The organism is Streptomyces sp. NPDC017246 (assembly GCF_044331325.1).
Classification (GTDB): Bacteria; Actinomycetota; Actinomycetes; order Streptomycetales; family Streptomycetaceae; genus Streptomyces.
In genome coordinates this window covers 53,123-66,390 of record NZ_JBIRMW010000006.1, presented here as the reverse complement: position 1 = coordinate 66,390, position 13,268 = coordinate 53,123, and the positions used below count along the sequence as shown (strand labels likewise).

Here is a 13,268-nt window from a genome sequence, read left to right as displayed (position 1 = left end):
GTGGTTCGTTCCTTACACCGCTGCGGCGGGAGCCGGGGGAGCGGCCGGGTCGGTGGGAACCGGCGCGGGGATGGTGGTCTTGAGGTCCTCGTCCGCGACGGCGGCGACGGAACCGGCGGCCGGCGGCGGGGTGACGGCCGCGATGGCGGTGGTCACGACACCCGCAGGCTCGGCGTCGAGGTCGTCGTCGGTGACGTTGTTGTGGTCGACCGGCTTGCGGCGGGACAGCGACCAGATGACGCCCGAGCCGCCGACCAGGAGGACCGCGACGGCGGCGATGCCCCAGGGGCCCTGCTTGGTGAGGAACTCGGCACCGGCGCCGACCAGACCCGCGGCGGGCAGGGTCAGACCCCAGGCGACGAACATCCGGGTCGCGGTCGACCAGCGGACGACACCGCCCTTGCGGCCGAGACCGGCGCCCATCACGGCACCCGAGCAGGACTGGGTGGTGGAGAGGGAGAAGCCGAGGTGCGAGGAGGCCAGGATGACCGTCGCGGCGCTGGTCTGGGCGGCGAAGCCCTGCTGCGGCCGGAGGTCGGTGAGGCCCTTGCCCATGGTGCGGATGATGCGCCAGCCACCGAGGTAGGTGCCGAGGGCGATCGCGACACCGGCGGAGACGATGACCCACAGGGGCGGGTTGGAGCCGGGGGCGAGGACGCCGCCGGTGACCAGTGCCAGGGTGATGATGCCCATCGTCTTCTGGGCGTCGTTGGTGCCGTGGGCGAGGGAGACGAGACCGGCGGAGGCGATCTGGCCGACCCGGTAGCCCTTGGCGGTGTGCTTCTCGTCGGTCTTGGCGCCGATCCTGTACGTCAGCTTGGTGGCCAGCATCGCGGCGAGGCCGGCGACCAGCGGCGCGGCGACGGCGGGGATGAGGACCTTGGTGACGATGGTGGAGCCGTTCACGGCCGACCAGCCGGCCGACATGACCGCGGCGCCGATGAGGCCGCCGAAGAGGGCGTGCGAGGAGCTGGACGGCAGTCCGAGCAGCCAGGTCAGCAGATTCCAGAGGATGGCGCCGACCAGCGCGGCGAAGATCACCTCTGTACGAATGCCCTCTTCGTTGATGATCCCGCCGGAGATCGTCTTGGCGACCTCCACGGACAGAAACGCGCCGACGAGGTTCAGCACGGCGGACATGGCCACCGCCGTCTTCGGCTTGAGCGCACCGGTCGAGATGGTCGTGGCCATCGCGTTGGCGGTGTCGTGGAAACCGTTCGTGAAATCGAACACGAGAGCTGTCACGACCACAATGGCGAGCAGCAGCGTGATGTGTTCCATTTACCCAGGCAATCGTTTGACGTCAGTGGCAAGCCGAACGTAAGCAACCTGGGTGAACGGAAGGTGAACTGGGCCGGGCGGCGTGGTGTCCCTATCCGGTGTCAAGTGATTCCGCTTAGCGTCCCGGAGGGCCGGGTGTCCACGATGCGGTCACCCCGCAACCCCGGGTAATACGGGCCATCACAGGGCACGTGCGACCTGCCCCGGTTCCTCCGCCGTCACCCGGTTCCGCTCCCTGGAACGAACCATCCGACCGGGGGACCCCGCCGAGGAGACCCATGTCACTCCCCAGGGGGTCCCCGAGGTACCCGCCGACGCCCCCGGCCGGCCCCCGTCCGACTCCCGGTCACCCCCCTCGCCGGCCCCCGTCCGACTCCCGGTCCCCCCCGGCCGGGTCCGTCCGGTGGCAGGTCGCCCCCACCCTGCCGAGACTGGGAGCGTGCGCCCGGCTACAGCGACGGCAGCGGCCGTCACCACTCTGCTCGGTGTCGGCGCGGCCGTGATCGCGGCCGGCCGGTACGCCAGCGACGTCGCCCTCAGGGCGCCGTCCGGACGTCCCCTGCCCGGGGATCCCAAACTCACCGTGCACGCGACGGCCCCCGAGCGGATCACCCTCACCCGCAGCCTCGCCTCGCTGCGCCCCGGTACGTACGGGATCGAGGGCCACGGCCTGCACGCCGTCGTCGGCCCCGTCCTCGACCGGGTCCCGCACACCGCCGACACCGCCGTCCGGCGGCTGGAACGGGTCGAGCTCGGAGTGCTCGGCCCCGGCGCCCGCGTCCGCTTCACCCCCGGGCTGCACGTCGGCACCCCGATCAGCGCCCTCGGGCTCGCCCACGAGGACGTCGAGATCCCCGGCGAGCTCGGCCCCCTGCCGGCCTGGCTGGTGGCCGCCCCCCGCACCACCTGGGTGATCGCCCTGCACGGCCTCGGCACCACCCGCGAGCACCCGCTGAACGTCGTCCCCTTCTTCAACCTCCGCAAGATCCCCGTCCTCGTCCCCGCCTACCGCGGCGACGAGGGGGCACCCGCCTCCCCGGACGGCCTGATCCACCTCGGCGACTCGGAGTGGCGCGACGTCGACGCCGCCATCCGCTACGCCGTCCGCAGGGGCGCGACCAAGGTCGTCCTGCACGGCTGGGGGACCGGGGCCTCGATGGCCCTGCGCGCCGCGGCCGAATCGGGCGTACGCGACCGGATCAGCGGCCTCGTCCTCGACTCCCCGGTCCTGGACTGGGAGGCCACCCTCCGCAACCTCGCCGCGGCCCGTCACGTCCCCGGCCCGCTGCTCCCGCTCGCCGTCCGCGCGGCCCAGGGCAGGATCGGGGCCCACGGCGGCGACCTGCTCCAGGACGTCTCCGAGCCGGGCGCCCTGCGCGTCCCCGTCCTGCTCTTCCACGGCCCCGACGACACGGTCTCCCCCTGGGAGAAGTCCGTCGAACTCGCCTCCCGCCGCCCCGATCTGGTCACCCTCCAGACCGTGCGGCACGCCCCGCACGCGGCGATGTGGAACGCCGACCCGGTCCGCTACGAGGAGGCTCTCCGCCGCTTCCTCACCCCCCTCCTCTGAGACCTCACGCCCTCCTCTCTCCCGCCCGTCCCCCCGCCCGTTCCGACGGGGCGGCCGATTCCGATTGGGCTTTCGGGCCGTCAGCGGGAAGACTGCCCCCGTGACGTCTCGAAAGCCCGATGAACCATTGGCGCGCAACTCCAGACTCCGACTCGTCCGCCCGCGGGCCCTGGCCACCGCCCGACGGGCCGTGACGACCCGGCGCACCCGGCCGGCGCCGCGGCCGCCCGAGGGCACTCCGCCCCGCGCGGAACTCGCCCGCCAGGCCCGGCACGTCCTCGCCGACGCCGTACGGATCGCCCGCTGGGCCGCCGTCGAGCGCGGCGCCGGAGCGGCCCTCCGCAGCGGCCCCGGACCCGTCACCGCCCAGGAACGGGCCGCCGCCGCACTCGACCTGACCCCCGGCCAGATCAGCGCCGGCTGGGACCGAGCCCGGCTCGCCGGACTCGTGGAGCTCCACGGCGACACCGCCCGCCCCGGCTGGCGGCTGCACGCCTGGGACCGCGACGACTCCGCCGTGCTGCGCGGCTGGGTCGCCCTCTTCGACGCCTGGTCCCTGGTGCACCCGGCCCCCGAGGGGGTCGCGCCGAGCGCCGTCGCCGAGGTCGTCGAGGCCGTCCCGCAGGTGCTCTCGCTGCTTCAGCTCTCCCAGGGCCCGGTGCTCGTCCCCGCCCTCCTCGACCTGCTCGGCCAGCGCGTCGAGGAGCTGCGGGAGGAGCGCTGCGAGGTCCCGGTCGCCGGACCGGCCCCCGAGGCCGCGGGCGTCCCCGGCCCGGACCACGGCACCGACGGGCTCCCGGCCCTCCTCGACTGGGCCCTCGAAGGCCTGGCGGCCGTCGGCGCGCTCACCCTGGACCCCGGCGCGGAGGGGCGTCACGCCACCCTGACCCCGCTCGGCAACTGGGCGGTCTGGGTCAAGCTGGAGCAGATCTGCGTCGCCGCGCAGAGCCCCGCCGGGAACATCGAGCAGTCCGCCGAGGACATGCTCCGCGGCTGCGCCCGGCTGACCCCCGGCCCGGCCCGCGCCGAGTACCGCGCCTGGCTCGCGGCCCGCACCCTGTCCAGCGCCGTGGCCGAGCTGCTCGCCGTCGCCCGGGGCGAGGACGCGCTGCTGCGCGGGCTCGCCTTCGAGGCGCTCCGGGTGGTCGGCGCCCCCGCCGAGGCGGAGGTGCGGGCCACCGTCGCTGAGCCGTCCCTGCGCCCGTACGCGCTGCTCTGGCTGGCGGAGTACGAGGGCGCCGACCCCGACGACGCCCAGGAGGTCCTCACCCGCGAGGAGTCCACCTGGCTCTGGGTGGACACGGCGGCGGCCGTCGCCGACCACGGTGAGAGCGCGCTGCTCGTCCGGCACCTCGACTCGGCGGTGCAGGGCACCGTCCCGGCGCTGCTCGACGAGGTCCGGGCCGTCGGTCATCCCCGTACGGTCCAGGTCCTGGTCGCCCTCGCCGCCGCCCATCCGGACCCGGCCCTGGCCAAGGCGGTCCGCAGGGCCGCGTTCCAGGTCCACACCGGGGGAGCGTGACGAGGGGCGTGCGCCCCCGCCCGGCGCCCGGCTACTCCGCGGCGCCGGGGGTGTACGTCCCGAAGCTCCAGATGTTGCCCTCGACGTCCCGGGCCGTGTAGTCCCGCGAGCCGTACTCCTGGTCCTTGGGCGGCATCACGATCTCGACGCCGTGGGCCACCGCCCGCGCGTGATGCTCGTCGACGTCGTCCACGTGCACGAAGACGCCCGCCGGGCCCGCGCCGGCCATCAGCTTGTCGAACTCGCTGCCGGTGCCCTTGCTGCCGAGCATCACCATGCCGTTCCCGTACGCGAGCTCGGCATGCGCGACCAGCCCGTCCTCGCCCTCGTACACGGCGGTCGCGGTGAAGCCGAAGCCCTCCGTGAGCTGGGTGATCGCCGCCTTCGCGTCCTCGTACGTCAGCGCCGGACAGATGTGGGGGGCCTCAGCCATCCCGATCACTTCCCTTCGAATCAGCCGGATGTGACGCGGGTCTCAGTCTGGCAGTCCCCACCGGCAACTCAGCGGAAGGTGTCGCACCGGGCCATGTCGCCGGTCCGGTAGCCCTCGGAGAACCACTGCCGGCGCTGGGCCGCGGAGCCGTGGGTCCAGTTCTCCGGGGTCACCCGGCCCTGGAACCTCTCCTGGATACGGTCGTCGCCGACCGCGGCCGCCGCGTCCAGGCCGTCCCGGATGTCCGCTTCGGTCAGCCGGGTGAGGAGGGGGCGGCCCGTCCGGTCGTCGGGCGTGGTCGTGGCGTGCCGTGCCCACACCCCGGCGTAGCAGTCGGCCTGGAGCTCGACCCGTACGGCGTTGGAGTTCGCTCCGGTCCGTCCGTCCTGGGCGCGGCTCAGCGTCCCCATCAGGTTCTGGACGTGGTGGCCGTACTCGTGCGCCACCACGTACGCCTGGGCGAAGGGTCCGCCGGTCGCCCCGAACGTGCTCCGCAGCTCGTCGAAGAAGCCCAGGTCCAGATAGACCTGCCGGTCGCCCGGGCAGTAGAAGGGCCCCACCGCCGAGGTCGCCGAGCCGCACGCGGTCGGGACCCGCTGGCTGAACACCACGGTGGCGGCGCTCCCGTAGGTGCCGCCCCGGCGCGCGTACTCGCCCCGCCAGAAGTCCTGGACGCTGTTGACGACGGCGACGATCCGGCAGTCCTCGCGGGTGTTGGCGTCCGAGCCCTTCTTGCAGCTCCGGTCCACCTGCGCCGCCGAGGAGGAGCTGGCCACCGGTTCGTCGCCGCCCCCGGAGAGCCCGAGCTGGTCCGGCCCCACCCCGAAGAGCACGCCCAGGACCAGCGCGATGAGTCCGATGATGCCGCCGCCGACGGTCGCCCTGCCGCCCGGGACGCGGCTGCCCCGGACGTCCTTGACCTCCGAGGTGTCCAGATCGGCGTCGTCGTCGAACTGCACGGTCCACCACCCTCCGCGTCACTGCCGCGGCAGAGGCCGCCGCCCTGCGCCGAGTATCGGACGGTCTTCCAGCCCTCGCCCGTTTTGTCAAGCATCAGCGGATATGTGAGAAAACTCTGATCGCGCCCCTGAGCCCCCTTGTGGCCGAAAAGCAGTTGCAGGGGCCCGTTAGACTGGCCGTATGGCCATTCTCCCCGTGCATTAGCGGCGTCGAAGCCTTCATCAGCCGTCCTTCCGCCGTTTCCCACCGCCCTGGAGTCTGTCCGTGATCACCGCTTCCGGCATCGAGCTGCGCGCCGGCGCCCGTGTCCTCATCGAGTCCGCTTCCTTCCGTGTCGCCAAGGGCGACCGCATCGGCCTCGTCGGTCGCAACGGAGCGGGCAAGACCACGCTCACCAAGTGCCTCGCGGGCGAGGGCGTCCCCGCCGCCGGCCAGATCGCCCGCTCCGGCGAGGTCGGCTACCTCCCGCAGGACCCGCGCACCGGCGACCTCGACGTGCTCGCCCGCGACCGCATCCTCTCGGCCCGCGGCCTCGACGTCCTCATCAAGAAGATGCGGATGAACGAGGAGCGCATCGCCACCGGCTCCGGCGGCACCCGCGACAAGGCGATGAAGCAGTACGAGCGCCAGGAGACCGAGTTCCTGACCAAGGGCGGGTACGCGGCCGAGGCCGAGGCCTCCACCATCGCCGCCGCCCTCGGCCTGCCCGACCGGGTCCTCGGCCAGCCGCTGCACACCCTCTCCGGCGGTCAGCGCCGCCGTGTCGAGCTCGCCCGGATCCTCTTCTCGGACGCCGACACGCTCCTGCTCGACGAGCCGACCAACCACCTCGACGCCGACTCCATCGTCTGGCTGCGCGACTACCTGAAGAGCTACCGCGGCGGCTTCATCGTGATCTCCCACGACGTCGACCTCGTCGAGACCGTGGTCAACAAGGTCTTCTACCTGGACGCCAACCGCTCCACGATCGACGTCTACAACATGGGCTGGAAGCTCTACCAGCAGCAGCGCGAGGCCGACGAGAAGCGCCGCAAGCGCGAGCGCCAGAACGCCGAGAAGAAGGCCGCCGCCCTCAACTCGCAGGCCGACAAGATGCGCGCCAAGGCCACCAAGACCGTGGCCGCGCAGAACATGGCCAAGCGCGCCGAGCGACTGCTCTCCGGCCTGGAGGCGGTGCGGGCCTCCGACAAGGTCGCCAAGCTCCGCTTCCCCGAGCCGGCGCCCTGCGGCAAGACCCCGCTCACGGCCGAGGGACTCTCCAAGTCCTACGGTTCGCTCGAGATCTTCACGGATGTGGACCTCGCGATCGACAAGGGCTCGCGCGTCGTCATCCTCGGGCTCAACGGCGCGGGCAAGACGACGCTGCTCCGGCTGCTCGCCGGCGCCGAGAAGGCCGACACGGGCGAGGTCACCCCGGGCCACGGCCTCAAGCTCGGCTACTACGCCCAGGAGCACGAGACGCTCGACCCCGAGCGCAGCGTCCTGGAGAACATGCGCTCGGCCGCGCCCGACCTCGACCTCGTGCAGGTCCGCAAGACGCTCGGTTCGTTCCTCTTCTCCGGCGACGACGTCGACAAGCCCGCCGGGGTCCTCTCCGGCGGCGAGAAGACCCGGCTGGCCCTGGCCACCCTGGTCGTCTCCTCGGCGAACGTGCTGCTCCTGGACGAGCCGACGAACAACCTGGACCCGGCCAGCCGCGAGGAGATCCTCGGGGCCCTGCGGACGTACAAGGGTGCCGTCGTCCTCGTCACCCACGACGAGGGCGCGGTCGACGCGCTGGAGCCGGAGCGGATCATCCTGCTCCCCGACGGCGTCGAGGACCTGTGGGGCCCGGACTACGCGGACCTGGTCGCGCTCGCCTGACCCCGTGACGGCCGAGTGATCATTCAGGACTGGATCATTCGGCTCATGGGTGATCCTTCATCTGAGTGAGGGCGTCTCGTACCCCCCGGCGCGGTGCTCTGCCGAATCCTTCCGGCAGACCCGCGCCGTACGTGTGTTCCCCCCCGTATCGCTGACCTGGTACTTCCCGTGCCGCACGGTACGGAGGGGTGTTTCCGGCTCACCGGAATTTGAGCTTCCGGTCGTGACGGTGGCGCGCTCGTCCACAAACCCGGCGGCATGGACCTTGTCGAATGGGTGGCCAGGACGGACGAGAGGGGTGATCATGAGAAGTCCAGAGCGCACTTCCCATGAGGAGGCACGGGTGGCCGAGACTCTGAAGAAGGGCAGCCGGGTGACCGGCGCCGCGCGCGACAAGCTCGCGGCAGACCTGAAGAAGAAGTACGACTCCGGTGCGAGTATCCGGGCGCTGGCCGAGGAAACGGGCCGCTCCTACGGATTCGTCCACCGGATGCTGAGCGAGTCCGGAGTCACGCTGCGTGGACGCGGCGGAGCGACACGGGGCAAGAAGACCGCCTCGGCCTGACATCGGGGCGGCTCGACCGGGCCACCGGGTCTCTCGGTGGCCACCCGGTCGGTCTTCGGACCGGCCAGGTGGTTACTGTGCAGTCACTTAGCATCGGATGCAGTGCTGCACCGGAACCGGAGGCGCCCCATGACTACGCTCGACGACTCTGAGCTCGTATTCGACAAGGACGGTGTACGGCTCACCGTCGAGGACGCCGTTGCCACGGTGACCCTGACCAATCCGGCGAAGCGCAACGCTCAGTCTCCCGCTCTGTGGCGGGCGTTGTCAGAAGCCGGACGGTCGTTGCCCGGCAATGTGCGGGTCGTCGTTCTGCGCGGTGAGGGACAGTCCTTCTCCGCCGGACTCGACCGGCAGGCGTTCACGCCCGAGGGCTTCGACGGAGAGCCGTCCTTCATCGATCTCGCGCGCGGTTCCGACGGGGACCTCGACGCGGTCATCGCCGAGTACCAGGAGGCGTTCACCTGGTGGCGCCGTAGCGACATCGTGTCGATCGCGGCCGTACAGGGGCACGCCATCGGCGCGGGCTTCCAGCTCGCTCTCGCCTGCGACCTGCGGGTCGTCGCCGAGGACGTGCAGTTCGCCATGCGCGAGACCAGCCTGGGCCTCGTCCCGGACCTGACCGGGACGCAGCCGCTCGTCTCGCTCGTCGGCTACGCACGCGCGCTGGAGATCTGCGCCACCGGACGCTTCGTCCACGCGGAGGAGGCCGAGCGCATCGGTCTCGCCAACCTCTCCGTGCCCGCCGACGAGCTCGACGCGGCGGTACGGGACCTCGGCGCCGCCCTGCTCGCGGCGCCGCGCGACGCGGTCACCGAGACCAAGGCGCTCCTCCGGGGCGCCTCGGGCCGCTCGTACGAGGAGCAGCGCGTCGCCGAGCGCGCCGCGCAGGCCCGTCGCCTGCGCGACCTCGCGGGCCTCGGCGACTGACTCCGGCGCGCGTGCGCACGTGCGCCCATGACGACCGGCGCCCGCGTACCGGCATCCGCCCATACGCGCACCGGCGGCGTCCCGACGCGCACTAGCGCAGTTCCGACACCACGACCGTGACCGCGGCCCCCTCCGGGGCGACCGCGGTCACCGCCGTGCGTACGGAGCGGGCCACGTCCAGCGGGCGGGCGCCGGACGTCACGGCCACCTCCACCCGCACCCCGTCGGCGCTCCGGCGCACCGGCGGCCCCAGCGTGTCCGTCACTCCCGCGACACCCGCGACCCCGAGCGCCGCGAGCGCGGCCGGGTCGTCCGTCGCCGGGGAGGTCCGGCCGGGCGGGGGAGCGGCGGGGGCCGGCTCCGGCGCCGCGTCGAGAAGATCCGTCACGCGCAGGTCCACGGCCGCGACCACGAGCCCGATCCCGTCCTCGGCCGCCGTGATCAGCACCGCCCGCAGCTCCTCGCCGAGCTCGGGGAGCGCGCGCCCGGCCACCGCGCCGAACGAGACCGAGACGCGTACGGCCCCCGACTCGGCCCCCGACTCGGAGCCCGGCTCCGCGCCCGCATCCGCCCCCCGGAGCCCGCCCGGCTCCGCGCCCCGGTCCCCGTCCGGCGCGGGCTCCGGGTCCGCCGGACGGATCCGTAGGTCACCCGGCACCACACCCCGTACCGACGCCGCCGCACGCGCGAGTACCCCGCGCACCGCGCGCTCGGTGATCCACGCCTCCTCCGCCGCCGCTCCGAGCGGCAGCAGCCTGCCCGGAGCGAGGCGGTCCCGCACCGCCGCCGTCCAACCGTCACCCGTCGTCATTGCCCCAGCCTGCCGTATCCCCGGGGCGAGACGGGGTAAGCGCCCTTAGTGTGGGCGAAGAACCCCGAAATATCCCAGAAGGGGCGAAACGTAATGACGGAAACCATTCACTCCAGCGACTCCGGCGGCGACGAACCGCGCCGGACCTCGATCACCAAGCGGGGCGGCGGTGCTCCCGCCTCCCGGGGCCGGACCACGATCGCCGACGGCGTCGTCGAGAAGATCGCCGGACTCGCCGCCCGTGACGTCGAAGGCGTCCACGCGATGGGCAGCGGCCTCTCCCGTACCTTCGGGGCCGTCCGCGACCGGGTACCCGGCGGGGGCAGCAGCAAGTCGAATGTCACCCGAGGGGTGAAGGCCGAGGTCGGCGAGGTCCAGACCGCGCTCGACCTGGAGATCGTCGTCGATTACGGCGTCTCCATCGCGGACGTCGCCGGCGACGTCCGGGAGAACGTCATCACGGCCGTGGAGCGCATGACGGGCCTCGAGGTCGTCGAGGTCAACATCGCGGTCAGCGACGTGAAGCTGCCCGACGAGGAGGAGGACGAGCCGGAACCGCGGCTGCAGTAGCCGCTGACAGCTCTGTCCAGGGAGCTCAGGAGGACTCGGAAAGGGGTCAGGAATGAGCATGGCTGTGGTCGGCCTGGTGGCCGGTATGGCTCTGGGTTTCGCCGGATACTTCGGCGGCTTCGGAGCGTTTGTGCTGGTCGCGGCCTTGGGGGCGATCGGCTTCGTGGCCGGCCGCTTCCTCGACGGCGACCTCGAACCCGGTGATCTGTTCCGGGGCCGCGACCGCGGCGACCGGCGGCGGTGACGGGGGTGGCAGCCCGCCTGGCCGCCCGGGGCCCGGTGCGCGACCGGGGGGCGACCAGGATCGCCGACCGGGTCGTCGCGAAGATCGCCGCGCAGGCGGCGAGGGAGGCCGCGGGACCCGTCCCGGAGGGCGGGTCGAAGCCGCACGCCTCGGTCGTCGTCCACCGGGACGTGGCCCGGGTCGCGGTGAGTCTCGAACTCGGCTACCCCACGGACCTCGGGCGCCGGTGCGGGGCCGTGCGCGGCCGGGTCCGCTCCCGCGTGGAGGAACTGGTGGGCATGGAGGTCCACGAGGTCACGGTCCACGTCGAACGCCTCCACTCCGCGCTCACCCGGCAGGGAACGTCGAGGGGGCGCTTGTCATGACGAGCCCCGCCCCCGGCCCGGGCCCGGACATCCCCGGGCCCGGCCCCGACGACCTGCCCGCGACCCCGGACCCCGGCCCCGACCCCGGTCAGGACGGCGCCTCCGGCCCCGGTGACGTCCCCGTCCTGACCGACGCCGTCCCCTCGTCCCGCGTCCGCCGCTTCTGGGCGGTCCGCCGCATCCCCGCGGCCGTGCTCGCCGCCCTGGTCCTCGGCGGAGCCGGGCTCCTGCTCTACGACGTGGCCGCCGTACGGGCCGACCGCGACGCCATGGCCTGGCGGCGTGAACTCGCCGACGGCCTCGCGACCCGGCCGCTCGACGACACCTGGGTCGTCCTCGGCGCCGCCCTCGCGGTCGTCCTCGGCATCTGGCTCCTGGTCCTGGCCGTGACCCCGGGTCTGCGTGAGGTCCTCCCGATGCGCCGCGAGCACGCCGACGTACGGGCGGGACTCGACCGGGAGGCCGCCGCCCTCGCCCTGCGGGACCGGGCCATGGAGGTCTCCGGGGTGCAGTCCGTCCGGGTCCGCGTCGGCCGCGCCAAGGTCGCGGTCAAGGCCGTCTCGCACTTCCGGGCGCTCGACGAGGTCCGCGCCGACGTGGAGACGGCCCTCGCCGACGGCGTCGACGAACTCGGCCTCGCCCACCCGCCCGCGCTGGCGGTACGGGTGGCCCGGCCGCCCAGAAAGGGATGAGCCGGTGACGGTCGTCGTCCTCGAAGGGACGATCCCCCCGAGGGTCGTCCTCCGGAAAGGAGTGAGCCGGTGAGGGTCGTCCTCCGGCGCGTCAACCGCGTCCTGCTCGGGCTCGCCGGGCTGCTTCTCGTGGTCGGCGGCGGGGCGGTCCTCGCCGCCGCGCTCGACCTGTCCGTACCGTCCTGGTGGCCCTGGTCGGGCCCCGCGGACGTGCTGCTCTCCACCGCCGACCGGCAGCGCCGGCGGGACGAGGGCTGGTGGTGGCCGGTGGTCATCGCCGTCCTCGGGCTCGTCGTCCTGCTCGCCCTGTGGTGGCTGGTCGCCCAGTTCCGGCGGGCCCGGCTCGCCGAGGTCGTCGTCGACACCGGCGACGGCGAGGAGGCGATCCTGCGCGGCCGGGCCCTGGAGGGCGTCCTGGAGGCGGACGCCACGGCCCAGGAGGGCGTCGCCCGGGCCAGGGTCTCCCTCACGGGCCGCCGCGGCGCCCCCAGGACCCGGGTCGCGCTCGACCTGGAGCCGTACGCCTCACCGGGGGACGCCCTGACGACGCTCAGCACCCGGGCGCTCGCCCATGCCCGTACGTCCACGGGCCTGGCCGCCCTGCCCACCGAGGCGCGGCTGCGGGCGGTCAAGCACCGGGCCCGCCGGGTGACCTGACGGCGGGCCGGGGTGCGGGGGCCGGGGAGTGCTCCGGCCCACCGCGCCCTCAGAAGCCGTTGCGGGCCCCGCCGTCCACCGGGAGCATCAGCCCGGTGAGGTACGAGGCGGCCGGCGAGAGCAGGAAGGCGGCCGTCCGCCCGAACTCCGCCGGGGTGCCGTAGCGGCGCAGCGGGATGGTCGCCTCGTTGGCCGCGCGGGAGGCGTCGGCGTCGCCGGAGAGGGCGTCCAGCGAACGCACCCGGTCCGTGTCGATCCGGCTCGGCAGCAGCCCGACGACGCGCACCCCGCGCGGGCCCAGGTCGTTGGCGAGGGACTTCGCGAAGCCGGCGAGGCCGGGGCGGAGTCCGTTGGAGATGGTCAGGCCGGGGATCGGCTCGTGGACCGAACCCGACAGGACGAAGCCGATGACCCCGCCCTCGCCGAGCGTCTCGGCCGCCGCGCGGGCGAGCCGTACGGCCCCGAGGAAGACGGTGTCGAAGGCGGCCGCCCACTGCTCGTCGGTGTTGTCCGCGGCGAAACCGGGGGCCGGGCCGCCCACGCTGATGAGGATGCCGTCGAAGCCGCCGAACCGCGTCCGCGCCTCGGCGATGAGCCGCGCCGGGGTCCCGGGGTCGGTGTTGTCGGCGGCGAGCCCGGAGGCGCCGGGCCCCAGCTCGGCCACGGCCTCGGCGACGGTCTTCTCCTCCCGCCCGGTGACGAGCACCTTGGCCCCCTCGGCGAGCAGGGCTTCGGCCGAGGCCCGCCCGAGCCCCCGCGTCGCCCCGGTCACCACGTACACACGGTCCTTCAGTCCAAGATCCAT

The 13,268-nt window shown here is 73.5% G+C and carries 15 protein-coding genes; 10 read left to right on the top strand and 5 right to left on the bottom strand.

Annotation, left to right across the window (positions count from 1 at the left end; translation table 11 throughout):
* Positions 1 to 12: 12 nt before the first annotated feature.
* Complete coding sequence (locus ACH4MY_RS15610; RefSeq protein ID WP_398002907.1) at positions 13 to 1,281, bottom strand: anion permease; 1,269 nt, start codon at positions 1,279 to 1,281, stop codon at positions 13 to 15.
* A 439-nt stretch (positions 1,282 to 1,720) separates the two neighbouring features.
* On the opposite strand from ACH4MY_RS15610, the gene ACH4MY_RS15605 reads away from it, so the two are divergent.
* Together ACH4MY_RS15605 and ACH4MY_RS15600 are read left to right on the top strand one after the other, a co-directional pair.
* Entirely contained in the window at positions 1,721 to 2,851 is a 1,131-nt protein-coding gene (locus ACH4MY_RS15605; protein ID WP_398002905.1) for an alpha/beta hydrolase, read from the top strand.
* 100 nt (positions 2,852 to 2,951) lie between these two features.
* The gene (locus ACH4MY_RS15600; protein WP_398002902.1) at positions 2,952 to 4,373 is read left to right on the top strand and encodes a hypothetical protein; all 1,422 of its coding nucleotides are present in this window, start codon (positions 2,952 to 2,954) and stop codon (positions 4,371 to 4,373) included.
* A gap of 31 nt (positions 4,374 to 4,404) precedes the next feature.
* Here the strand turns inward: ACH4MY_RS15600 and ACH4MY_RS15595 are convergent, their stop codons facing one another.
* Both ACH4MY_RS15595 and ACH4MY_RS15590 read right to left on the bottom strand, forming a co-directional pair.
* Positions 4,405 to 4,806, bottom strand: a complete 402-nt coding sequence (locus ACH4MY_RS15595; protein ID WP_398002899.1) for a VOC family protein — start codon at positions 4,804 to 4,806, stop codon at positions 4,405 to 4,407.
* A 68-nt stretch (positions 4,807 to 4,874) separates the two neighbouring features.
* Positions 4,875 to 5,765: a neutral zinc metallopeptidase gene (locus tag ACH4MY_RS15590; protein WP_398002897.1), complete on the bottom strand. Its 891-nt coding sequence runs from the start codon at positions 5,763 to 5,765 to the stop codon at positions 4,875 to 4,877.
* 265 nt (positions 5,766 to 6,030) lie between these two features.
* Here ACH4MY_RS15590 and ACH4MY_RS15585 point away from each other — a divergent pair, with 265 nt between their 5' ends.
* From ACH4MY_RS15585 to ACH4MY_RS15575, 3 genes are all read left to right on the top strand, one after another.
* Positions 6,031 to 7,629 (top strand): ABC-F family ATP-binding cassette domain-containing protein, encoded by a 1,599-nt coding sequence (locus ACH4MY_RS15585; protein WP_398002896.1) that lies wholly within the window; start codon positions 6,031 to 6,033, stop codon positions 7,627 to 7,629.
* Between the two features lie 343 nt (positions 7,630 to 7,972).
* Complete coding sequence (locus ACH4MY_RS15580; protein WP_005477683.1) at positions 7,973 to 8,194, top strand: helix-turn-helix domain-containing protein; 222 nt, start codon at positions 7,973 to 7,975, stop codon at positions 8,192 to 8,194.
* A gap of 129 nt (positions 8,195 to 8,323) precedes the next feature.
* Positions 8,324 to 9,124, top strand: a complete 801-nt coding sequence (locus ACH4MY_RS15575; protein WP_398002893.1) for an enoyl-CoA hydratase/isomerase family protein — start codon at positions 8,324 to 8,326, stop codon at positions 9,122 to 9,124.
* 91 nt (positions 9,125 to 9,215) lie between these two features.
* Here the strand turns inward: ACH4MY_RS15575 and ACH4MY_RS15570 are convergent, their stop codons facing one another.
* Positions 9,216 to 9,935 carry a hypothetical protein gene (locus tag ACH4MY_RS15570; protein ID WP_398002891.1) on the bottom strand — a complete coding sequence of 240 codons (720 nt, stop codon included), beginning with the start codon at positions 9,933 to 9,935 and terminating at the stop codon, positions 9,216 to 9,218.
* Between the two features lie 93 nt (positions 9,936 to 10,028).
* Between ACH4MY_RS15570 and ACH4MY_RS15565 the strand changes: the two genes are divergently transcribed.
* From ACH4MY_RS15565 to amaP, 5 genes are all read left to right on the top strand, one after another.
* A complete protein-coding gene (locus ACH4MY_RS15565) occupies positions 10,029 to 10,505 on the top strand; it encodes an Asp23/Gls24 family envelope stress response protein (protein ID WP_398002888.1) in 477 nt (158 codons plus the stop codon).
* Between the two features lie 52 nt (positions 10,506 to 10,557).
* Positions 10,558 to 10,749, top strand: coding sequence for a hypothetical protein (locus ACH4MY_RS15560; RefSeq protein ID WP_055602871.1), 192 nt, complete (start codon positions 10,558 to 10,560; stop codon positions 10,747 to 10,749).
* The gene (locus ACH4MY_RS15555) at positions 10,746 to 11,114 is read left to right on the top strand and encodes an Asp23/Gls24 family envelope stress response protein (protein WP_398002885.1); all 369 of its coding nucleotides are present in this window, start codon (positions 10,746 to 10,748) and stop codon (positions 11,112 to 11,114) included. The genes ACH4MY_RS15560 and ACH4MY_RS15555 overlap by 4 nt, the downstream gene beginning before the upstream one ends.
* Entirely contained in the window at positions 11,111 to 11,806 is a 696-nt protein-coding gene (locus ACH4MY_RS15550) for a DUF6286 domain-containing protein (protein WP_398002882.1), read from the top strand. Before ACH4MY_RS15555 ends, ACH4MY_RS15550 begins: the two co-directional genes overlap by 4 nt.
* 69 nt (positions 11,807 to 11,875) lie before the next feature.
* Positions 11,876 to 12,463, top strand: a complete 588-nt coding sequence (amaP, locus tag ACH4MY_RS15545) for an alkaline shock response membrane anchor protein AmaP (protein WP_398002879.1) — start codon at positions 11,876 to 11,878, stop codon at positions 12,461 to 12,463.
* A gap of 49 nt (positions 12,464 to 12,512) precedes the next feature.
* Here the strand turns inward: amaP and ACH4MY_RS15540 are convergent, their stop codons facing one another.
* Positions 12,513 to 13,268 (bottom strand): SDR family oxidoreductase, encoded by a 756-nt coding sequence (locus ACH4MY_RS15540; RefSeq protein ID WP_398002876.1) that lies wholly within the window; start codon positions 13,266 to 13,268, stop codon positions 12,513 to 12,515.